The organism is Sediminibacillus dalangtanensis (assembly GCF_017792025.1).
Taxonomy (GTDB): Bacteria; Bacillota; Bacilli; order Bacillales; family Amphibacillaceae; genus Sediminibacillus; species Sediminibacillus dalangtanensis.
In genome coordinates, this window is sequence record NZ_CP046956.1 from 122880 (window position 1) to 143086 (window position 20207).

General features: G+C 43.9%; 25 protein-coding genes and 1 pseudogene. 13 read left to right on the forward strand and 13 right to left on the reverse strand.

Annotation, left to right across the window (positions count from 1 at the left end):
* Positions 1-156: 156 nt before the first annotated feature.
* Together ERJ70_RS00675 and ilvD are read left to right on the forward strand one after the other, a co-directional pair.
* A pseudogene (locus ERJ70_RS00675) lies at positions 157-932 on the forward strand (glucose 1-dehydrogenase).
* 353 nt (positions 933-1285) lie between these two features.
* On the forward strand, positions 1286-2965 hold the full coding sequence (ilvD, locus tag ERJ70_RS00680) for a dihydroxy-acid dehydratase (RefSeq protein WP_209366492.1): 1680 nt from the start codon (positions 1286-1288) through the stop codon (positions 2963-2965).
* A 46-nt stretch (positions 2966-3011) separates the two neighbouring features.
* On the opposite strand, the gene ERJ70_RS00685 is transcribed toward ilvD, so the two are convergent.
* A complete protein-coding gene (locus tag ERJ70_RS00685; RefSeq protein ID WP_245208078.1) occupies positions 3012-4616 on the reverse strand; it encodes an amidohydrolase in 1605 nt (534 codons plus the stop codon).
* 387 nt (positions 4617-5003) lie between these two features.
* Here ERJ70_RS00685 and ERJ70_RS00690 point away from each other — a divergent pair, with 387 nt between their 5' ends.
* Together ERJ70_RS00690 and ERJ70_RS00695 are read left to right on the forward strand one after the other, a co-directional pair.
* On the forward strand, positions 5004-5498 hold the full coding sequence (locus ERJ70_RS00690) for an Lrp/AsnC family transcriptional regulator (RefSeq protein WP_209366493.1): 495 nt from the start codon (positions 5004-5006) through the stop codon (positions 5496-5498).
* Complete coding sequence (locus tag ERJ70_RS00695) at positions 5495-6670, forward strand: aminotransferase (protein WP_209366494.1); 1176 nt, start codon at positions 5495-5497, stop codon at positions 6668-6670. The genes ERJ70_RS00690 and ERJ70_RS00695 overlap by 4 nt, the downstream gene beginning before the upstream one ends.
* Before the next feature lie 120 nt (positions 6671-6790).
* On the opposite strand, the gene ERJ70_RS00700 is transcribed toward ERJ70_RS00695, so the two are convergent.
* The 6 genes from ERJ70_RS00700 to ERJ70_RS00725 all read right to left on the reverse strand — a co-directional run bounded on the left by ERJ70_RS00700 (position 6791) and on the right by ERJ70_RS00725 (position 9755).
* Positions 6791-7177, reverse strand: a complete 387-nt coding sequence (locus ERJ70_RS00700) for a hypothetical protein (RefSeq protein WP_209366495.1) — start codon at positions 7175-7177, stop codon at positions 6791-6793.
* Positions 7178-7346: 169 nt separating this feature from the next.
* On the reverse strand, positions 7347-7661 hold the full coding sequence (locus ERJ70_RS00705; protein ID WP_508493494.1) for a YndA family protein: 315 nt from the start codon (positions 7659-7661) through the stop codon (positions 7347-7349).
* A 79-nt stretch (positions 7662-7740) separates the two neighbouring features.
* A complete protein-coding gene (locus ERJ70_RS00710; protein ID WP_209366497.1) occupies positions 7741-7917 on the reverse strand; it encodes a DUF3976 domain-containing protein in 177 nt (58 codons plus the stop codon).
* Positions 7918-7941: 24 nt separating this feature from the next.
* Positions 7942-8322, reverse strand: a complete 381-nt coding sequence (locus tag ERJ70_RS00715) for a permease (RefSeq protein ID WP_209366498.1) — start codon at positions 8320-8322, stop codon at positions 7942-7944.
* Between the two features lie 28 nt (positions 8323-8350).
* The gene (locus ERJ70_RS00720; protein ID WP_209366499.1) at positions 8351-8545 is read right to left on the reverse strand and encodes a helix-turn-helix transcriptional regulator; all 195 of its coding nucleotides are present in this window, start codon (positions 8543-8545) and stop codon (positions 8351-8353) included.
* Between the two features lie 94 nt (positions 8546-8639).
* Positions 8640-9755 (reverse strand): NAD(P)/FAD-dependent oxidoreductase, encoded by a 1116-nt coding sequence (locus ERJ70_RS00725; protein WP_209366500.1) that lies wholly within the window; start codon positions 9753-9755, stop codon positions 8640-8642.
* A gap of 354 nt (positions 9756-10109) precedes the next feature.
* Between ERJ70_RS00725 and ERJ70_RS00730 the strand changes: the two genes are divergently transcribed.
* From ERJ70_RS00730 to ERJ70_RS00760, 7 genes are all read left to right on the forward strand, one after another.
* Positions 10110-10355, forward strand: coding sequence for a helix-turn-helix domain-containing protein (locus ERJ70_RS00730; protein ID WP_209366501.1), 246 nt, complete (start codon positions 10110-10112; stop codon positions 10353-10355).
* A gap of 28 nt (positions 10356-10383) precedes the next feature.
* Positions 10384-10539 (forward strand): YvrJ family protein, encoded by a 156-nt coding sequence (locus ERJ70_RS00735; RefSeq protein WP_209366502.1) that lies wholly within the window; start codon positions 10384-10386, stop codon positions 10537-10539.
* A 46-nt stretch (positions 10540-10585) separates the two neighbouring features.
* Positions 10586-11209, forward strand: coding sequence for a sigma-70 family RNA polymerase sigma factor (locus ERJ70_RS00740; RefSeq protein WP_209366503.1), 624 nt, complete (start codon positions 10586-10588; stop codon positions 11207-11209).
* Positions 11210-11510: 301 nt separating this feature from the next.
* Complete coding sequence (locus ERJ70_RS00745) at positions 11511-12350, forward strand: amino acid ABC transporter substrate-binding protein (RefSeq protein ID WP_209366504.1); 840 nt, start codon at positions 11511-11513, stop codon at positions 12348-12350.
* Positions 12334-13038, forward strand: coding sequence for an amino acid ABC transporter permease (locus ERJ70_RS00750; RefSeq protein ID WP_209366505.1), 705 nt, complete (start codon positions 12334-12336; stop codon positions 13036-13038). The genes ERJ70_RS00745 and ERJ70_RS00750 overlap by 17 nt, the downstream gene beginning before the upstream one ends.
* A gap of 16 nt (positions 13039-13054) precedes the next feature.
* Positions 13055-13801, forward strand: a complete 747-nt coding sequence (locus tag ERJ70_RS00755; RefSeq protein ID WP_209366506.1) for an amino acid ABC transporter ATP-binding protein — start codon at positions 13055-13057, stop codon at positions 13799-13801.
* Between the two features lie 193 nt (positions 13802-13994).
* Entirely contained in the window at positions 13995-14882 is an 888-nt protein-coding gene (locus ERJ70_RS00760) for a TetR/AcrR family transcriptional regulator (RefSeq protein ID WP_209366507.1), read from the forward strand.
* A gap of 91 nt (positions 14883-14973) precedes the next feature.
* Here ERJ70_RS00760 and ERJ70_RS00765 read toward each other — a convergent pair whose 3' ends face one another.
* Together ERJ70_RS00765 and ERJ70_RS00770 are read right to left on the reverse strand one after the other, a co-directional pair.
* Entirely contained in the window at positions 14974-15159 is a 186-nt protein-coding gene (locus ERJ70_RS00765) for a YjzC family protein (protein WP_209366508.1), read from the reverse strand.
* A 129-nt stretch (positions 15160-15288) separates the two neighbouring features.
* A complete protein-coding gene (locus tag ERJ70_RS00770) occupies positions 15289-15744 on the reverse strand; it encodes a YueI family protein (RefSeq protein ID WP_245208079.1) in 456 nt (151 codons plus the stop codon).
* Positions 15745-15811: 67 nt separating this feature from the next.
* On the opposite strand from ERJ70_RS00770, the gene mscL reads away from it, so the two are divergent.
* Positions 15812-16402, forward strand: a complete 591-nt coding sequence (gene mscL / locus ERJ70_RS00775; RefSeq protein ID WP_245208080.1) for a large conductance mechanosensitive channel protein MscL — start codon at positions 15812-15814, stop codon at positions 16400-16402.
* A gap of 907 nt (positions 16403-17309) precedes the next feature.
* Here mscL and ERJ70_RS00780 read toward each other — a convergent pair.
* The 3 genes from ERJ70_RS00780 to ERJ70_RS00790 form a co-directional block, all read right to left on the reverse strand.
* The gene (locus ERJ70_RS00780; protein WP_209366510.1) at positions 17310-17468 is read right to left on the reverse strand and encodes a YfhD family protein; all 159 of its coding nucleotides are present in this window, start codon (positions 17466-17468) and stop codon (positions 17310-17312) included.
* A 293-nt stretch (positions 17469-17761) separates the two neighbouring features.
* Complete coding sequence (locus ERJ70_RS00785; protein ID WP_209366511.1) at positions 17762-17923, reverse strand: hypothetical protein; 162 nt, start codon at positions 17921-17923, stop codon at positions 17762-17764.
* Between the two features lie 15 nt (positions 17924-17938).
* Positions 17939-18361 carry a CBS domain-containing protein gene (locus tag ERJ70_RS00790; RefSeq protein WP_209366512.1) on the reverse strand — a complete coding sequence of 141 codons (423 nt, stop codon included), beginning with the start codon at positions 18359-18361 and terminating at the stop codon, positions 17939-17941.
* Positions 18362-18519: 158 nt separating this feature from the next.
* On the opposite strand from ERJ70_RS00790, the gene ERJ70_RS00795 reads away from it, so the two are divergent.
* Positions 18520-19149 (forward strand): flavodoxin family protein, encoded by a 630-nt coding sequence (locus tag ERJ70_RS00795; protein WP_209366513.1) that lies wholly within the window; start codon positions 18520-18522, stop codon positions 19147-19149.
* A gap of 630 nt (positions 19150-19779) precedes the next feature.
* On the opposite strand, the gene ERJ70_RS00800 is transcribed toward ERJ70_RS00795, so the two are convergent.
* On the reverse strand, positions 19780-20166 hold the full coding sequence (locus ERJ70_RS00800; protein WP_026571490.1) for an ectoine synthase: 387 nt from the start codon (positions 20164-20166) through the stop codon (positions 19780-19782).
* Positions 20167-20207 lie beyond the last annotated feature (41 nt).

Genomic DNA, 20207 nt, shown 5'->3' on the forward strand with positions numbered 1-20207 from the left:
TTTTATGTGCACACATGAAAGACTATCATAATTCGAATAAAGCCGACAACAATTGCACTTGTTCTTTCCGTTCTTTTTACTGCTGAATAAATTGTTTCTCACGCCTCATTTCCGGGTACTTAGTCCATAGCAGCAAACGTGAAGGGGGATTTTTATATGTATCCGGATTTAGCAGGAAAAACAGCCATCGTTACAGGGTCTTCAAAAGGGATCGGTCAAGGGATCGCTGTGCGGTTTGGAAGGGAAAATATGAATGTAGTCGTTGATTACCATACCGATCCAAATGGTGCGGAAGAAACGGTGCGTTTGATTAAAGAACAGGGCGGCAATGCCTTGGCGGTGGAGGCCGATGTTTCCCGTGAAGAAGGGATGCGCCAGTTGATTGACGCCGCAATCCAGCGTTTCGGTGCTATCCAAGTAATGGTGAACAATGCCGGTTTCAGCAACGGCTGTCCTTCACATGAATTAAGCCTCCAGGATTGGCGGCGTGTATTGGAGGTCAATTTAACCGGAGCATTTCTCGGTTCCCGGGAAGCAATCAAGTACATGCTTGACCATGATATTAAGGGAAGCATCCTCAATATTTCAAGTGTCCATCAGCAAATCCCCAAAATTCATAATGTCCATTACTCTACTACAAAGGGCGGACTGAAGATGATGACAGAAACACTTGCCTTGGAATATGCCGGGCGTGGAATCCGAGTCAATGCCATAGCACCGGGAACCATTGAAACACAGCAAACCCTGCAGAGGAAAAACAAGGGAAAGAAAAGGAAGCGACTTTAGAAAAAATACCGATGAACAAAATAGGTAAGCCAGATCAGATTGCGGCAGCGGCGGCCTGGCTTGTTTCTGAAGAAGCTGGATATGTTACCGGGACCACCCTGTTCGTCGATGGAGGCATGACGCTGTATCCTTCTCAACTGGCATAATTGTTAATGTTCTCCAATTAGCAAAAAGCTGTTTGTCCGCCATCTGAAAAAGGAAAAGACAACTAGTTGTTGAATAGGAAGGGTGAAATAAATGCTACGAACCATCTTGATGATTATCGGAGCTATTGTAGTGATCAGTTTTATAATCTCTCTACTGTAATTCGAAAAAACGGGAAGGGAAGCTTGGATACAGGGCTTCCCTTCCCGTTTTTTTCGGGGAAGGAGTTTAACTATTTTGCTTTATTTTTCGTAAATCTGCAAAAACAGATAAATTTTTCAGAATAGAATAAATATATTGAAACCTTCTGAAAAAGCTATTATAGTTGTTAGAAAGAAAGAGGGAGGCATACATAATGGAAAAAGATTTACGGATCAAAAGCAAAGTGTTCAGCGATGACCCCAAACGGGCCCCGAATCGGGCGATGCTTCGCGCGGTAGGGGTGACGGACGAAGACTTCAAAAAGCCGATGATCGGGGTGGCAAGTACTTGGAGTGAAGTGACTCCTTGTAACATTCATCTGCATGACTTGGCAGTAAAAGCCAAAGAAGGCGCCAAAGACGCCGGTGGAGTTCCCCTGGTGTTCAATACAATTACAGTATCGGATGGCATTTCGATGGGAACGCAAGGAATGCGTTACTCACTCCCGAGCAGGGATATCATTGCTGATTCGATCGAAACTGTTGTAGGGGCAGAAAACTTAGATGCTTATGTAGCGATTGGCGGCTGTGATAAAAACATCCCGGGCTGTATGATCGCCATCGCCCGCTCTGATGTTCCGGGTGTATTTGTCTACGGAGGTACGATTTCTCCTGGATTTCACAAGGGACAAAAGCTCGATATTGTTTCTGTCTTTGAAGGAGTCGGTCAGCATAACAATGGCGACATCAGTGATGAGCAGCTGCATGGAATCGAGTGCCATGCATGTCCTGGAGCAGGGTCCTGTGGTGGGATGTATACGGCGAATACGATGGCCACTGCTGTGGAAGCATTGGGAATGAGTTTACCGGGCAGTTCTTCAAACCCGGCAGAATCGGAAGAAAAGCGGAAGGACTGTGTGGAGGCTGGTAAAGCAGCCTATAAGATGTTGGAGCTCGGAATTTATCCAAAAGACATTATGACGAAAGAGGCTTTTGAGAATGCCATCACGGTAGTCATGGCGCTCGGTGGCTCTACCAATGCGGTTCTTCATTTGTTGGCGATTGCTCAATCCGTCGAGGTCGATATCACCATCGATGATTTTGACAGGATTCAGAAGAAAGTGCCACATGTTGCCGATTTACGACCGAGTGGAAAATATGTCATGGAGGATTTACACAGGATCGGCGGTGTACCCGCTGTCATGAAGTTTCTTTATGAAGCTGGTTATTTGCACGGCGATTGTATGACCATTACTGGAAAAACAGTGGCGGAGAATGCAGCAGAAGCATCTTCCTTTAAAGAAGGACAGGAAATTATTATGCCGATTGACAAGCCTTTGCGGGAAAATGGTCCTTTGGTTATTTTAAAAGGAAACTTGGCTCCGAGTGGTGCGGTAGCCAAGGTATCGGGAGTGAAAGTGAAACGGCACACCGGCCCTGCTCGTGTTTTCGACACCGAAGAAGAAGCAACAGAGGCTGTCATCAACAATGAAATCAACGAAGGGGATGTATTGGTCATTCGTTATGAAGGCCCGAAAGGCGGACCGGGCATGCCGGAAATGCTTTCTATCTCGGCTATCTTAGTCGGAAAAGGGCTGGGTGAAAAGGTGGCATTGTTGACAGACGGACGTTTCTCTGGTGGAACGCATGGCCTGGTTGTCGGCCATATTGCTCCGGAAGCCCAATCTGGCGGACCAATCGCCTTATTGAAAGAAGGGGATATCGTCACGATTGACTCCGATAAACAAGAAATTACGATGGATGTTCCGAAGGCAGAATTGGAAACGCGCCGCGAACAATGGACAGCTCCACCGCTTTATAACAAAGGAGTGCTTGGCAAGTATGCACACACGGTTTCTTGTTCGTCGAAGGGAGCTGTCACCGACCAATTTTAATAACAAAAAACACCGGTTCCGAAGGGTTGGAGCCGGTGTTTTTCCATTAGGAACGCTGGTAGATACAATTGCCCCGAAAAAAGGTCGCTGCCACTTGCAGATGCTTTAATTCGGCTGGTTGTATTTCAGTGGGATGATCAGATAGCAGAATAAAATCTGCCTGATAACCAGGTTTCAGTTTTCCTTTTCTATGTTCATGAAATTCCAGCCATGCCGGGGTTTCACTATAAGCTCGGAAGATAGCATCGGTTGATAACTTCTCTTCAGGTATCCAGCCGCCCTCTGGATTGTCTTGTTTATCGGTACGATTCACTGCCGCAAACATATTCATCAGCGGAGCCAGCGGGCCGATCGGCGAGTCTGAACTGCCTGTAAACGGAATTTGCAATTGATGGACAGTTGCCCAGGGATTGCAGTAACGTTCTCGTTCTTTGCCTACCCATTCAACCGTCTGGTCGTGCTCTTCCATGATAAAGCCAGGCTGGGTTTCTAAAAATGGCTTGAGCTGTTGGAGCCGTTCAAGTAAATCAGGCGCCAAGACCTGCGCATGAATGATCCGATGGCGCATCCTGTGAGTACCGGTATTTTCCAAAGCGGTTATTGCCTGCTCGACCGCCCTGTCACCAATAGCGTGCATGGTAACTTGCATGCCGTTCTGGTCAGCGGTTTTTACCATTTCGTTTAATTCTTCCTGCGGGTATATTAAATTTCCTTTGGTGTCAGGCTTGTCGTGATATGGCTGACGCAAAGCGGATGTGTGCAGGCGTTGGGTGCCATCTAGAAAAATCTTGAACGCACCTACTTTTACTTGCTTGGTTCCATCGCCGGTTCTTTTGCTATTTGCTTCCAAATAGGCTTGAATGTCAGTTAGCTTGTAAACATAATGATGAAGTTGCACATCGATGTTCAGCTTCCCATCCTTTTCAAGTTGGGTATAGGCACTCCATAATCTTTGATAGTCCCCTGCATAGTTAAGGTCGTCCGTATGGACAGAAGTAATTCCCATTTTGGAAAGATGGGGGATGGCATCTTGAACCGCTTCATAAATTTCCTGTTTGCTCTTCTGGCGAAAATGGAATTTGATAAAATGGACAGCGGAATCCTTGAAACGCCCGGTCCAACGGCCATCTTCGTCTTTTTCAATAAACGGGTCATGTCCTTCAGCCAATCCATCATTCTCCTGTATAATGGATAACGCTTTATGATTGACGATGCATTCGTGTCCGTCGTCATGAAGCAAAAACATCGGTTTGTTGTATTCCAGTTCATCTAGATCAGCAGCGGTGAGCAAGTGATCGAGGTCGGTAAACTGGCTGTCAATAACGCCCCTTCCGATCACCCAATCGTTTTCTTCCATTTCTTCTTCTATAAAGCGGTCTTGGATAATTTGCTTCATGTCAGTCCAGCTTGTAACTTGTCGAAGATCCAATTCTTTTTTCATTAAACCGTACCGCAACAAATGTAAATGGGAATCATTAAAAGCAGGGGCAACAACTAGTTGTCTACCATCTATGGTATGTTCGTCTCGCTCTGTTGCGGTTCCTTTATAGATCCCTGTGATAAATCCTTCTTCGATTTTCATGTGATAGAGGTCATCAGGAGTCCCTTTTTCTCCCGGTCTGTATAAGCGAACATTATCTAGTATGGTCAAGATCCGTTCCTCCTCTTTCCTTATTCTATTTATCTATACCCGCCAGAATATGCCTTGACACAACCTTCCTTTTCTACAAAATACAGAGCCCTTTCTCGTAAAAATCTCCTGCAATATCAGCTTGTGTTTGTGATATAATGTAGCTTAAATCTTTTGTATCTTTTGTATGGATTGTCGTTTTAAAAAATGTTCTAAAGGTCCGTTGCGGCCGTTAGCAGTAGTGGTGCATGGCTTGGCTCTAAAACAGTGACTTTTTAGTAGACTGCCAAATATTTTTATTGATTTTACGGGAAAGAGCAGACTTTTACGTATCCGGCAGTTGGGGTAAACGAAAAATTGATGGTTCAACAAATTTCGATAAATGACGACAGAGATGGAGGACATAACATGAATGAAAAAGAATTGGAGATTTTGGAGATTCTTGAAGGAAATGCACGGACACCGTTGGCGACTATTGCCGATATGATGGAAATGGAGAAACAGGAAGTCGAAAAAATTGTCAAATCTTTGGAAGAGCGGGATATCATTCTGAATTACCAGGCTGTGATCAATTGGGATCATGTTCCATCCAATGACGGTGTAACCGCGATGATTGATGTGAAGGTGGCACCGAAGCGGGAAATCGGCTTTGATGGGGTAGCTGAACGGATTTATCGCTTTCCGGAAGTGAAAGCGGTCTATTTGATGTCTGGCGCCTATGATCTGTCGGTCCAGATTGAAGGAAAAACCATGAAGGAAGTAGCTTTTTTTGTATCAAAGAAATTGTCGACACTAGATTCCGTACTATCTACGACCACCCATTTTCTCCTGAAAAAGTATAAACACGATGGCGTCATTTTTGAACCGGAACAGAAGGATAAGCGGGCAGTGGTGTCGCCATGAAACAGCTATCTTCCAAACATTATCTTTCGGAAACAGCAAGAAGCATAAAACCTTCGGGAATCCGAAAATTCTTTGATTTGGCGAATGAAATGGAGGGAGTGGTTTCCCTTGGGGTAGGGGAACCCGATTTTGTAACCAGCTGGAACATTTGTGAAGCGGCTTATGCTTCGATGGAAAGTGGATATACTTCCTATTCAGCGAATGCAGGGCTGTTGGAGCTTCGTCAGGAAATTTCGGCTTATTTACAAAAGCAGTTTCAGCTGGAATACAAAGCAGAGAAAGAAATCATCGTCACCACTGGTGCCAGCCAGGCGATCGATATTGCCTTCCGGGCACTGGTCGATCCAGGTGACGAAGTTTTGATAGCGGAGCCTGGCTTTGTAGCCTATGCTCCGATTGTCCAACTGGCGGGAGGCACTCCGGCTCCTGTGCCGACTACGGCGGAAAACCATTTTAAACTGACGGCGGAGCAGTTGGAAAGTCATATTAATGAAAAAACGAAGATGATTCTGCTTTGCTTCCCTAACAATCCAACCGGTGCCACGTTGAAAAGAGAAGAGCTGGAGAAGCTGTCTACGGTCATCCGAAGGCATGATTTATTAGTGCTTTCCGATGAAATTTATGCCGAGCTGAGCTACGATCAATCTCATTGCAGTATAGCGTCACTTCCGGAAATGGCAGAGCGAACCGTGGTTATTTCCGGTTTTTCCAAAGCATTCGCGATGACGGGTTGGCGGCTCGGATACTTGGCCGGGCCAGAGCCACTTCTGCAGGCGATGTTGAAAATCCACCAATACACGATGATGTGCGCCCCTACGATTGCCCAGCATGGTGCCCTGGAAGCCTTAAGGAATGGACGCGAGGATGTCGATAAAATGGTGGCCAGCTACCGCAGGCGCAGAAATTATTTTGTGAAAGCGAGTAACCGGATCGGCCTGCCTTGCCATATGCCAGGTGGAGCATTTTACGCTTTTCCGTCCATCAGGGAAACGGGCTTGACGTCGGAACAGTTCGCCGAACAGTTACTGAAGGAAGAAAAAGTGGCAGTCGTTCCTGGTTCTGTGTTTGGAGCAGGCGGAGAAGGGTATGTACGCTGCTCTTACGCTGCATCCATGGAGGCATTGCAAACAGCAATAGAACGAATCGGACGGTTTGTGGAAAAGCGGTTATAAAGAAGGAAGAGCCTATGCCATAGCTGGCAAGGCTCTTTTTAGGATGGAGGGGAACAAAATTTGTATCTGAATAGTTTATATGGGAATAAGTTAATCAACAAGAGGTAGGGTTTTATTAGATTAGTAAATTTTTTCGATAATTTTTTTTACTAATTCAGGTTTATTTTCAACGGATACTAAATGGATGCTCATTTCGTGATCATTGTGGTCAGAATAAACGATTCGCCCACTTTTTAATAAAGCTAAATAAAAAACTGATTCTGTCGTTCTATTGTCTAAATCCTTTTGAGTATAGAATGATAATATATATGTTCCTTTCTCGTCTAACTGCGATTTAATTTTTTCTATCTGTTTAGTTCCGGGTGATTCTACTGGAACAGAATTAAGTAATTTTTTGATTTCGTTTATCTTATCCTTATCCCAAATTTTTTTATATTCGACATCTCCTATGTGTGAACTAAGTCTTTTTTTTACAAATAACTGAGTATAATTATAATTAGGAATCAAATTATCCGAGTTCCCAAAAGCACACCCACTGCAGATAAGCATTATTATTATGGTGATAGATGGTATAATATTTTTTTTGATATTTTCCCCTCCAGAATTAATTATCCTTTAGGTTTTATTTTAACTCTTTGTCATAGCTTAGTCTGTAATTCATAAACACACCCGATAATTAATCCAAATAACTTAAACCAACATAATCTTTGTGCATGCTCCAACCAGATCCAGTCTCTACATTTACAAAGAGTTCTGCTTTATTATTACTTCCATCTACTGCATCACGAACATCAAAAACATGTGACTCCCCGGTTTTAAGTCTAACGGTCTCTATTTTCTCGTAAGTATCACCGTCGTCATCCCATAATGTAAGCAAAAGGTCATCAGAACCAGTGTAGTTATAGTCCACACGGACTTTGTAATCTCCCCCACCGGAACTAACTGTTTCAAAGGTTCTAACATAACTTGGTGTTACAACTCTTTCAGAAATACAAGTGTTAACCGATTAAATACCTCCGCCAAGCGTCGAAGCACTTTACAGGTGTTGTTATGTGCCCCCGGCTATAGCTTCATCTTGCCAGCAGTCCAAGGAAGAAAGCGACCATAAAGATAATGAGAAAAAAAGATCCCAGTTTGATAAACCCTTTTTTGGTCAACGCCTTATCCTCGTTGACATCATTGCGAATGAATAGGTATAACAGTGGAAATCCGATAATAAAAGAAAGTGGAAAAAACCACCCTTGCATAGCTACACCTCCAAAGATACCGATTTAGTAGATTTTTGATAAAACAACCCAGGAAATAAAAACAGTGCAAATCATCAGGGAAGTAAGGATGCTGATGGTTTCTGAACCAGTCAGCTGAATGAGATTTGTGTGTAACAAAGTAGTCAATAGGATGGAGTAAAACAGAAAAGCAAAAAAGGAAAAAAAGATACCCTTCTGCCGGATAAGCTTCATCCGTTCGTCTTTTTGAATGAACTGAGGAAATAAATAACTTAAACAAAATGCCATGACAGCCATGGCAAGCCATATCAGGTTTTCCGACAGCAACCCGGTGTCACCGGTTATGGTGGCAGCGACAGCCAAAAAGACGAATAATACCAAGTCGACAATACCGATAAACAAAAACGCAAGCCGTGAATACTTCATGAAGCTCCTCCTTTTCGTGTAGCAACCACTATTCATCTAAAAAAAAGATATTTTCCACATAGGTGTTGAATAGCCGGGCAATTTGCAAAGCTAAAGGAAGTGAAGGGTTGTATCTGCCTTTCTCGATCGAAATGATGGTTTGTCTGGACACACCCAGCTTTGCTGCCAAACCATCCTGGGAAATCCCGTGTATTTTTCTGTATTCCGGTAGGTCATTTTTCAACGCTTCCTGCTCCTTTCGCTGTCATATCAAGCCTAACGTAAAGTAAGTTTAACGTCAAGCGAGCTTTACATCTGATGCCGAATAATAGGGTGCATCATGTCAATGCACCCGCTACATCATAAAGGTTTAAGTCAATTTCCGTCGTTTCTCCAAGCGCCAGTTTAGCAAGTTCGGAACCGATATACGGCCCCATCGTAAGGCCGGACGCCCCAAGTCCATTCGCAGTCAACAGGCCTTCAAAACCTGGAACAGCGCCGATGACTGGCAGAAAGCCGGGGGTGAACGGCCGAAATCCCACCCTTGCTTCCAGTAGCGTACTTTCCGATAATCCAGGAGCAGTTTGCAAGCTCTTGTCGAGGATTTCCTTTATACCGCCGGCAGTTGCCCGAGTATCATAATGTTCGATATCCTCGTGTGTAGTGCCAACTACAATTCGGTTCGGATCAAAGGCGAGTAGATAATGGTTGCTTGGCGGCATCACGACCGGCCAGTCAGCGGTTTGTGTATCAGGGAGTTCCAAATGGAGGATTTGGGCTTTTTGAAAGCGAACATTGAACGGGATGCCTGCTTGATTGAATAGTTCCTGTGCCCAGGCACCTGCTGTTACAATCACTTTATCTGCGTAAAAGACTTCCTTATCAACCCTAACGCCATATGCCTTGTTTCCTTTGACTGCGAGGGAGGCACTACCGTTTATTCTCTCGGCGCCATGTTTCGCTGCTGCACGCAATAAAGCGTTCAGCAGCAAACGGCCATCAACACGAGCGGCACCACTGACATGGACAGCCTCCATCTCACCTGAAAGCGGTGGGAATAAAGCTTTAGCCTGGTCTGCTGAAAGTCGGCTGATTTCTCCCATTTCTGGTGCACTCTCACGACGCTTCCATGCCCGTTCCTCCATCGCGTCCAATTTTTTTTGGTCATGGTGAAGACTGATGGCGCCTGATTTGGTGTATCCGGTGTTTTTTTCTCCATCGGATGTTAATTCCTTGATCAATTCAGGGTAATAACGGGCACCACCCTTTGCAAGCTGATACCAGGCTTTATTTCTTCGTTGGGACAACCAGGGACAAATAATTCCAGCAGCCGCGTCTGTAGCTTGTCCGGTATCCTTCCGATCAACGATCATCACTTCCGCTCCAGCCTTTGCGAGTCGGTAGGCGGTGGAAGCTCCGAGTATGCCGGCCCCGACTATAATAAATTTTTTCATTCTATCATCCTTACCGTTTATTCTGTGTCCTTTAAAATATATCAGACAAATTCCCACTGCAAAAGGAACACGTTGAAATTACAGACGTCTATATGGTCAAGAGCCAAATATCATCATAGTCCGCCATAGCTCCCCCCCGACTTATTAACTAGTTATGCATTATAGAGGAAAGATGGAATGCCATCCTGCTGCTAACTGCCCGGAATGACAGGGGAAAGTCCCAATACCCAAACGTTCGTTCTTTCTGTAAAATAAAGTAAATAAGAATTTTATAGACAAAGGTTGTTAGTTGGGGGAGGAGGACTTCTTTATAGAGTAAGCAAGCCAAGTCATATCATTAGGGGGGTTATCTGAATGGAGGAAAAGTCACTGTATCAGTTAACGACAGAGTCTAGGAGTAACCCGTCCGCCTTGATAGCCATTCTCGATGCATTCGAGCCAAAAGTCAAGAAATCCCTTTACCAGACAGAAGAGAAAAACAGGGAAGATATGTACCAGGATTTACAGTTGAAAATGGTAGAAGCCGTAAGCCGTTATGATATTTCTGCGGTTCCCGGATTTTTCGATTTTCAAGTTCAGGTAGAGAGTAACATTGTTTGAAAAAATGAAGGACAGGGAGGCGATGTTAATGAATTCTTTTGACTTTCCACTTTGGGTCACTTTGTTGGGGAATTTCGGTTTTCCTATCGCAGTCACTGTTTATTTGTTCTTTCGCTTTGAACGAAAAATTGAAAATCTGGAGACAGTGATTAACGAGCTCTCGACCAAGCTATCCCAGAAGTAGAGATGCTCATCCCGTTTTCAGGAAAACAGGAAGGGGGGATTAGTTGGTGAAAGAACGTGAAGATCCCTGTGCGTCCGAGGTAAAGAAATATATAGATGAACATCAGGAGTTCCTTAACAACACGATTGTCTCCGCTTTTTTGAAAGAGAAGGATAACTACCAGTTGTTTGTCCAGACCATTTGTTATCCATCCCATGCCAACACGAAAAAGTTAGATGATAAATTCCGCGCCTACTACTTTAATATCAGGCTGACCACTTATCTCTCTAATACCCTACATTTCAATGCCATAAATTATGATAAAAAATACAAAAATGTGAAAATGCGCAATCAGCTCATTCTTGACTCCCCTCTAACAGATGATTCCGAATACACGTTAAAAGATGTTATCGAAGACAAACAGCAGGAGTCCAGCCTGGAAGCAGTATTCTCCACTGGGCGGAATTATACGCTTGAGGATCTGGTCGTTGATGAAAGGCTGTATCAGGCCATCACCAAATTGACAGAGAACCAGAAAAAAATTCTCAACTTGGCCTATGTACACGAGCTTAGTGACACGGAAATAGCTGCAGTTCTAAAAAAATCCCAACAAGCTGTGTCTAAAAGCCATAAAAAAGCCCTTAAAAAACTGCGAAGGACTCTGAACGAGAAGGATGACCTTGTAAAATGAAAAGGAAGTGGATGGATTTTGTTGAATCAATATAATAACTTCCCCTCTTGGGATTCCAACTGCAAAAGGATGCGATTGGAAAACAGCCAGGAGGGGAAGGTAATACTGACCTTGAAAAAGGGGACGAGTTGCTATGTGCGTCATGCACAGGACGAGTCCTCTTCTTTTATGGCTTGACAATATTTTTACAAGGTTAGGGAATACTTCAGATGAAAGGTTTAATTGTTTTACAAAGCGATCTTAACTGGGGTATAATCACGTCTGGACAACAATTCCGATAAACATACTGGGGGTTTTCGATATGAAAAAAATAAGTGCATGGCTGGTTATCATCGGCCTAGTTGCTGTTTTGGCAGCATGTGGAAGCAATTCAGAGGGAGATTCCGGGGCCGACGAAAATAATGGCAGCTCGGACAGTGGCTCTGAATCGTCTGCGTCACTATATGATCAAATCATGGAAGAAGGAGTCATTACGGTAGGCACGGAAGGTACGTATGCACCATTTACCTTCCATAATGACGAAGGTGAGTTAACTGGTTATGATGTGGAAGTTATCCGGGAAGTGGCTGACCGGATGGGAATCGATGTGGAATTTGAAGAAACACAATGGGATTCCATGTTTGCCGGCCTGAATGCCGAACGCTTTGACGTGATTGCCAATCAGGTCGGCATTGATGAAGAACGTAAACAAAACTATGATTTCTCCAATCCATATACGTATTCCTCTGCGGTAGTAGTCGTCCCGAAAGATAACAACAATATCACTTCTTTCGAAGACTTGGAAGGCAAGCAATCCGCACAGTCATTAACGAGTAATTTCGGAGAAATTGCCGAGGAAAATGGCGCGGAACTTGTCAGCGTCGAAGGTCTGGCGCAATCCATTGAATTGATCAAGCAAGGCAGAGCAGATGTCACGGTGAACGATAAACTGGCGGTATTGGATTATATCAACCAGCAAGGGGATGAAAGCATCAAAATAGCCGCGGAGCAGGGTGATGCTTCAGAATCTGCCTTCGCATTCAACAAAGGAAACGAAGAATTAGTCGAGGCTGTCAATAAACAGCTAGAAGCCATGAGAGAAGACGGAACCTTAGCGGAAATCTCCAAAGAATGGTTTGGTGAAGATGTCTCTTCTCAATAATGTTTTGCTGACCATTACAGCAGACATGGGGGGCTGGGAGCTGTTTAAAAACTCCCTGCTCCCGATGATCACCGGGGGGATTAAATACACCATCCCTCTAACGCTGATTTCCTTTGCAGTAGGAATAGTACTGGCTTTGTTGACCGCGATGATGCGGCTGTCCAATTCCCGGTTTTTAAGGGCGCCTGCCATCGCTTATGTGTCCGCAATCAGAGGGACACCTATGCTGGTGCAGCTGTTCATCGTGTTTTATGGGATGCCCAGCCTAAATATAACGATTGATCCGTTTCCGAGTGCGATTATCGCTTTTTCCTTGAATGTAGGGGCCTATGCATCTGAAATTATCCGTGCATCTATTTTATCGATTCCAAAAGGCCAATGGGAAGCAGGTTATACAGTCGGCATGTCCCATTCTACTACCTTAAAGCGGATCATTCTTCCACAGGCGGCAAGAGTCTCCATTCCACCGCTGTCCAACACGTTTATCAGCCTGGTCAAAGATACGTCGCTGGCCTCGTTGATTCTGGTAACCGAGCTGTTTCGCCGGGCGCAGGAGATAGCTGCGAGGACGTACGACTTCATGCTGATATATGTGGAAGCCGCAATTTTGTATTGGGTGATCTGTTTCTTGCTGTCACTCGTCCAGGAAGCAATCGAAAGACGACTTTCGCGTTACACGGCAAGGTAGAGAGGAAGGTTGAGCAATGTATTTATCAATAAAGGGATTATCGAAATCCTTTGGCGAATTAGAGGTGCTGAAGGATATTGATGTCAGCGTGGAAAAAGGCAAAGTATTGACGATCATGGGACCATCCGGTTCCGGGAAAACGACACTGCTTCGCTGTTTGAACGCCCTGGAAGAGCCGAGCGGCGGTGTTTTCACCTTTGAAGATGGTTTTAGTCTTGATTTTGGCAAGAAAGTGAGTAAACAAGACTGGCTGCGGTTAAGAAGGAAATCAGGTATGGTTTTTCAGTCATATAATTTGTTCCCGCACAAAACGGCATTGGAAAATGTGACAGAAGGGCCGATCATTGTTCAAAAGCGCGAAAAAAACCAGGTTCAGGAGATGGCAGAACGGCTGCTTGCCAAAGTCGGCCTGAGAGATAAAATGCACTTGTATCCACATCAACTTTCCGGCGGACAACAACAGCGGGTCGGGATTGCCCGTGCTTTAGCCATCGAACCGGAACTGATGCTGTTCGATGAACCAACTTCCGCTCTCGATCCGGAATTAATCGGAGAAGTACTGGGAGTCATCAAAGAGCTGGCCAATGAAGGCTGGACAATGGTGATTGTCACACACGAGGTACAATTCGCGGAACAGGTTTCCGATGAAGTGTTGTTCATGGACGGTGGCTACATTATTGAACAGGGACCTCCTAAGCAGGTATTGAAAGAACCGAAGGAGCAAAGAACACAGCAATTCTTGCAGCGGATCCTCAACCCTTAAATGCAACATCCAGTCTTTACATGGACTGGATGTTTTTTTATACGGGCATTTGTTTAGACGATAGGCTTTCATAAGTGCGTGAAAAGTGAACTCCAACGCATGAGCAGACTTCTGCTTGACTGATTGCAGGTTAAACGACACAATAAAAGATAGAATAAGTAAAAAGTATTGTAAAGCCTAGGAAGTGATAGTAATGAACGAAAAAAAGAGAAACATAATCGAGGCTTCCATTGCGCTTTTTGCTGAAAAGGGGTTCTATGCTACCTCCGTTCAGGAAATTGTCGATAAAAGCAATTTATCCAAAGGATCGTTTTATCTCCACTTTCGTTCCAAGGACGAATTAATGCTCCGTATATTCGAATACTATTACGATTTGATGAATACCAAAGTGGAAGAAGTCAGGCAGGAAAATCTACCGCCAAAAGAAAGTTTCATCAAACAAATCCGTATTCAATTGGAAGAAATTCTAAAACATAAAGATTTTATCATCACCCAGTTTCGAGAACAGACCATATCCCTCAATGAGGAGTTATTTGAGTTTATAAGACAGAAAGATATCGAAATCAAGCGTTGGTATGAGCAAAATTTGTTAAATATGTACGGGAATCGAGCAGAAACATATGTTGTCGATTTGGGTGTTATTGTCGAGGGGATGCTGTCGAATTATATGCAATTGAGCATCAAGTACGATGTCGAACTTGACTTTCATAAAATGGCCGTCTTCCTTGTCCGGCGTTTGGATGATATCGTCAAAGGTATTTTTGAGAGTGGGGAAGAGCCGTTGATCACAAAGGAGCAACTGCTGGAATCCACAAAACATATGAAACTACCGCCGGACTCTGTTAAACAGGAAATGGAAAAAAACTTACTGGAAATGCAGGAGGTTGTCAATCAATTGGATATCGATTCTGCTAAGGCGACGGAACTCCAAGGTGTGATCGACTATTTGTCATCAGAAATGAGAAAAGCCGAGCCTAAAAAGTTTTTAATCCAGGGTTTGCTGGCAAATTTTAAAGGGATAAGCGAACTGGATGAGATCCGGCATCGTATAGCCGAGTGTCTGCAAATACGATTGCTGTGAAAGGTGCAACTAGCAAGAGGTAATAAAAAACACTGTACGGGGAGTCAGCTGTTCCTGTACAGTGTTTTCATTTTGGCAGTTGTAATTCATTTTAAGAAGTTTTTTTCCAATACACTGCTTTGTGGGAGGTTGGGGACGGTGGAAACTGTTCCCCTTCCTCGACATTGATTTCTGTGTCGTCTTGTTGGGAAGCGTCGTCTTCATTGACAAATCCGTCTACTTTGTACTTTCCTGTTTCAGGTACGTTTTCTCCAGTTTTTAAACGGTTTTCAGCCATTCTCTACACCTCCGTTGGATTTTTTGATAAGCTTGTACTGCTTTTCAAGTACACTAAACTATTTCACCAGTGGTGTTGAAATAAACTTTTTTGGCTGAATGTTACGCAAATGTAATGGCCGTCAATTACTCATCGTTCTGATAAACCAAGCCACTTTTTAAGCCTCGACTTTATCCCCCGTGAGCTGTCTGCTGCTCCGGAGGCTGGAGTCTCTTCTTCCTTCTCGATAAAGATTGTCTCACGGTCTACTGCAGCTTTACTCGTTAAAATAATCCCGATATCTGTCTCAGCCTGTTTATTCGTAACCGCTGTATAGTGGATGTTATGCTGACGTGCCAGCTTTTTGTATTCTTTAAAGAAACGGGAACTGATTTTTCCATTCAGCAATAACCTTGCATCCGGATTTGTATCCATCTCAGCTGCTAATTCCTCGAGCCCTTTTTGTTGCATGACCTGAGATTTTTTTAGTGCGAGCAGAATCCTTTCTCTTAACGTGCCTAAGTACCGTTTTCGCTCGGCCGGCTTTGTTTGCTTTGTGCCGTACATTCCTTCTTCTAGATAATTGTCTAAGTTTTTCTTGTTCATCCTGATGCTCCTTCTCACGATTGTCTAAGCCTGTCCTGCCCGTCTATCTATTATAAAACGGTGGAAGTTGCTTTTAAAGTATGGTGGAGATGGGCTTTGCCAGTGTGTTCTCTTCATAGAATGTCCAAATGAAGCATATAGATATTTTGAAAGGGGAGGGGGGAAGCAATCGACGATATTTAAAGAATTTCGCCAATTCATCCTGCGTGGAAATGCTGCCGACATGGGAATCGGCATGGTTCTTGGAGCTGCATTTAGCAGTATAGTGGATTCACTGGTGACGGATGTCCTGCTGCCTCCAATCGGATTGCTCCTTTCCCAAATGAATTTTTCCAACTTGTATATTGTCTTGGGGAGTGGTCGATATGAAACTTTGGCAGAAGCTCAGGCAGCAGGAGCTGCCACAATCAATTATGGACTGTTCCTTACTTCACTGATACGGTTTCTGATTATTTTTTTCGCTTTGTTTCTGGTCATCCGGCAAATGAATCGTTGGAAAAAACTTGATCGACATCCAGGAATGGCCATGCAGAAGAAAGAATGTAATTACTGTCGCATGCCCATACCGATTCACGCCGTCCGCTGTGCGCATTGCGGATCTGATCTTGTGAAAGTGGAGACAAACGATAGGAAGGAGCCATGGATTCATGTAAAATAGTCAAACAACGAGGCTGAGACAAAGCATAGTGACCATCAAAAAAAACGTTCTAGCCTTCTTTTGAATCGTGCACATCTCCACTCCGGCAAGGTACTTCGCTTTCCGCGGGCACGGCTTCAGCTAACTTGGTAAAGAAAATCGCTATACCAAGTGGATCTTCAGCTCGCGCTCTTCCCGCTGGAGTCTACATACCTTGCCTCCGTTGGAGTGAGATATTTCCCCTGCTGGTGTGGTTTCCGTTTTTGCTTCGTCCCTACATTTGAAAATACCAGGGGTACTTCTTTATCATTGTATAGGAAATAATACATTTTAACTGTCTAGGGATCATTATTGGCTGAAACAGCCACGTCCAGCTCCAGCGCCTACCCCCCTCGAGGTCTTAAGCCCACCCTCTGTGTGGCATAAAGCGCCACGCCGAAGCTGTTCTTAAGCTTGTCGGAGGCCCAAACGATGTGGGTTATGCAGGCGTTGCCACAGGACGTGGCGGCTCTAGCCTGTACTCCTTTAAACAGGCGCTTGCGCTTTTGTCCTTTTTATGCAGTTAGAATGCACACACTCCCATTGCCGAAAAATAAAGGAAACTCCCCATCCTGATTTTTAATCTCGCCAAAAATGAGTTTGTTATCGCTGTTTTTTATTGTTTTGAAAAGCTGTTTAGGTACTCATCAAACAATAGAAGAAAACGGCTTTATTCATACATATCTGATCATGTGGAAATCCGAACACGAAAACGGAGCGGTACGAAGCACTCATTTAGAATTCGTTCGGTTTTTGCTTTGGTGACTACGCTTTTGTCTTGGCCACATTCTGTATCTGTTAGCTGTGAATAGTTGTTCTTCCAATTCACTTTACAGGTTACAGATTATGTCCTTGTTATCGGAATAGCACACGTCCCGGGCAAGCGTGTTTATTTTTCCGATTTATTTTGTTCCTGGCGTTTATTCGCTTTTTTCATTCTTTCCATTGCTTCCATGTCTTCTGAGTCGGCCAGCTCATAGGAAAATTCGACTTCTTCTGTTTTCTCGATATTCTTTAGTGCTTTCCTGGCTTGTTTATTTTCGTCCATTACATACCATCCTTTCTGAAAAGGGATAAGGAATCTTCCTCTTCCTTCATAATATGGAAAAGACAACAGCATCCTATTCATATAGCGGATAAATAGAGACATATATTCCGGCTGAGTTGTGGCAAAGCCTTTACTCTGAGATTTATTTTGCCAAAAACATGGAGGAATTTCAGAGGGGGTAGTTGTATGTAATTTTCTTTTTTCTCTAAATCCGAAAGAAAAATCACCAGCATTTTACGAATGCTGGTGATTTTCTCGAATCCTGGGTTTGTGACCCGCTCGTCCATACTTGTTTACTGTTGAAAGTCATCCGGATTCTTTTCCTGGTTCTTTTTATTGTTGCTTTCAACTTCACGTTCAGGATCGGGGTCTTTATTGGGATCCTTCCGTTTCTTTTCTTGTTCTGGTGAATTGTTTTCATGATTGTCGAATAGTTTGTCTTTATTTTCAGCCATTATCGGACACCTCACTTATCCATTGCTCGATTTTTTGATTTCGCCTAAAGCATCTTCAGCGGATTGTTCCTTGTTGGAGACAGCCAAATCACCTAGAGAAACAACCCCTTTGATTTTTCTGTCCTCAGCAACGATCAGTCGTTTAATCTGGTGATCTTGCATGAGGCGCGAAGCTTCTTCCACCTGCATATTAGGAAGTGCTGTAATGACTTTTTCGGTCATGATTTGTTCAGCCGAAACGCCATTCGATTTGAAATCCTTGGCCAGTCCTTTGCGTACAATATCACGGTCGGTCACTACGCCGACAAGCTTGTCTTCATCTACAATAGGAAGGAAACCGACATCGCGTGCATCCATTTCCTGCGCTAACGATTCTAAGCTGTCACCAGGTTTAGCTTTTGTTACATTGTCTGTCATTACTTCCCGAACAGTTGTCATAAGCTAATCCTCCTTTTGTTTAGGAACTGACGTATAGTTATCAATATCCTTTATCGAGCAATACAAAACATCATCTTATAAGTAGGAAATGTATCCCCAAGGTGCATATCTTTTATTTGTAACGGGAACAGCACAAGGAGATCATTACTAAAAGGAGGATGACATTGGCACCATTAAAAGCATTGATTTTGAACTGCTCCTTAAAAAAATCGGATGAACCCTCGAACACCGATGCCCTGTTGAATGAATTCGTTAAGATTTTTGTAGGGGAGCAGGTAGAAGCAGAACTGATCCGGGTAGTCGACTATAATATTGCTTATGGAATAGCGGAAGATATGGGAGACGGCGATGAATGGCCACAATTATTCGAGAAAATTAAGGAAGCGGACATATTATTGATGGGTACTCCTGTATGGCTCGGTGAAAAAAGCAGTGTCTCGAAAAAAGTGCTGGAACGCTTTAATGGCTCTTCTACGGTTAAAAATGAAAAAGGTCAGCCAGTGTTTTATAACAAGGTGGCCGGTGCGGTGGTCACAGGGAATGAGGATGGAGCAAAAAATGCTGCCGGCGACCTTATTTTCGGATTATCGCAAATCGGTTATGCGATTCCGCCCAATCCAATTGCTTATTGGGTAGGCGAAGCAGGGCCAGGACCATCCTTTATTGAAGCAGAGGGATATAAAAACGAATTCACTCAGTCAAACGTTCAAATGGCCGGCCATAATCTGGTTCATCTTGCGCGCATCTTTCAACAACAGCCTATTCCGTTGAAGGGAAATGCTTCCTAATCCAAAAAGTGATCGGGAAAAATGGGTAGACATTAAAGCAAAACCGGACGAATTCTAAAAGCTAACTGAATTCGTTCGGTTTTTTGACTGTACAGGAAATTATAAATTTAACTGTCTGTGGAAAATTATTGGCTGAAACAGCCACGTCCAGCTCCAGTGCCTACCCCCTCGAGGTCTTAAGCCCACCCTCTGTGTGGCAAAAAGCGCCACGCCGAGGCTGTTCTTAAGCTTGTCGGGGGCCCAAACGATGTGGGTCATGCAGGCGTTGCCACAGGACGTGGCGGCTCTAGCCTGTACTCCTTTAAACAGGCGCTTGCGCTTTTGTCCTTTGTAAGTCCTTTTGATAAACATCCTTTTTATCCTGTTGTTTGATAGGTGCTGAATCGCTACGTTTTCGCGGTCTGATTTCCACATAATCAAGTGGTTCAAGCGATAAGGGAATGCCGGTTTCCTTTTTGCTAAGCCAGGTTATGAAAAAAGTCAACAAAGCCGAACGAATTGGATTCGTTCGGCTTTGTTTTGGTCACTATGCTTTTGTCCCGGTCACTTTGTCTCGTATATAGCTTCTTGCAGAAAATAGCAGCTTAAAGTTGATCAATGTGCGAGACTGCCTTTGATTTTCTTGATTTATTAGTCTTCGTCGACTGGATATACGCCATTTTCGTCATGAACTTCTTTTCCGGAAAGCGGTGGGTTGAATACACATACCATTCGCATATCCGTTCTGGCGCGAAGGAGGTGCTCGTCATGCTCATCCAGAGCATATAGTTCATCTTTTTTGATCGGCCATACTTTGTTATCTTTCAGGGTAACAACTTCGCCTTCCCCTTCGATGCAATAAACTGCTTCCAAATGGTTTTGATACCAAATATGAGTTTCTGTTCCTGCTTTGATAATTGTATCGTTTACAGAGTAGCCCATGCCATCGTCTTTTTTAATCAGACGTCTGCTTACCCAATTGCCTCCGTCTACATCATGTTCCGTTCCTAATACGTCATTTAAAGCTACAACTTTCATTTTTGGTTTCCTCCCGGTTTCGTTGTTTGATTGATGAAGCG

Bases quoted from the DNA above. Each gene is read 5' to 3' on its own strand.
- ilvD (WP_209366492.1), top strand. From the start codon at position 1,286: ATGGAAAAAGATTTACGGATCAAAAGCAAAGTGTTCAGCGATGACCCC.
- ERJ70_RS00690 (WP_209366493.1), top strand. From the start codon at position 5,004: ATGAATGAAAAAGAATTGGAGATTTTGGAGATTCTTGAAGGAAATGCA.
- ERJ70_RS00695 (WP_209366494.1), top strand. From the start codon at position 5,495: ATGAAACAGCTATCTTCCAAACATTATCTTTCGGAAACAGCAAGAAGC.
- ERJ70_RS00710 (WP_209366497.1), bottom strand. From the start codon at position 7,917: ATGCAAGGGTGGTTTTTTCCACTTTCTTTTATTATCGGATTTCCACTG.
- ERJ70_RS00715 (WP_209366498.1), bottom strand. From the start codon at position 8,322: ATGAAGTATTCACGGCTTGCGTTTTTGTTTATCGGTATTGTCGACTTG.
- ERJ70_RS00725 (WP_209366500.1), bottom strand. From the start codon at position 9,755: ATGAAAAAATTTATTATAGTCGGGGCCGGCATACTCGGAGCTTCCACC.
- ERJ70_RS00730 (WP_209366501.1), top strand. From the start codon at position 10,110: ATGGAGGAAAAGTCACTGTATCAGTTAACGACAGAGTCTAGGAGTAAC.
- ERJ70_RS00735 (WP_209366502.1), top strand. From the start codon at position 10,384: ATGAATTCTTTTGACTTTCCACTTTGGGTCACTTTGTTGGGGAATTTC.
- ERJ70_RS00745 (WP_209366504.1), top strand. From the start codon at position 11,511: ATGAAAAAAATAAGTGCATGGCTGGTTATCATCGGCCTAGTTGCTGTT.
- ERJ70_RS00750 (WP_209366505.1), top strand. From the start codon at position 12,334: ATGTCTCTTCTCAATAATGTTTTGCTGACCATTACAGCAGACATGGGG.
- ERJ70_RS00755 (WP_209366506.1), top strand. From the start codon at position 13,055: ATGTATTTATCAATAAAGGGATTATCGAAATCCTTTGGCGAATTAGAG.
- ERJ70_RS00760 (WP_209366507.1), top strand. From the start codon at position 13,995: ATGAACGAAAAAAAGAGAAACATAATCGAGGCTTCCATTGCGCTTTTT.
- ERJ70_RS00765 (WP_209366508.1), bottom strand. From the start codon at position 15,159: ATGGCTGAAAACCGTTTAAAAACTGGAGAAAACGTACCTGAAACAGGA.
- ERJ70_RS00770 (WP_245208079.1), bottom strand. From the start codon at position 15,744: ATGAACAAGAAAAACTTAGACAATTATCTAGAAGAAGGAATGTACGGC.
- ERJ70_RS00780 (WP_209366510.1), bottom strand. From the start codon at position 17,468: ATGGACGAAAATAAACAAGCCAGGAAAGCACTAAAGAATATCGAGAAA.
- ERJ70_RS00785 (WP_209366511.1), bottom strand. From the start codon at position 17,923: ATGGCTGAAAATAAAGACAAACTATTCGACAATCATGAAAACAATTCA.
- ERJ70_RS00790 (WP_209366512.1), bottom strand. From the start codon at position 18,361: ATGACAACTGTTCGGGAAGTAATGACAGACAATGTAACAAAAGCTAAA.
- ERJ70_RS00795 (WP_209366513.1), top strand. From the start codon at position 18,520: ATGACATTGGCACCATTAAAAGCATTGATTTTGAACTGCTCCTTAAAA.
- ERJ70_RS00800 (WP_026571490.1), bottom strand. From the start codon at position 20,166: ATGAAAGTTGTAGCTTTAAATGACGTATTAGGAACGGAACATGATGTA.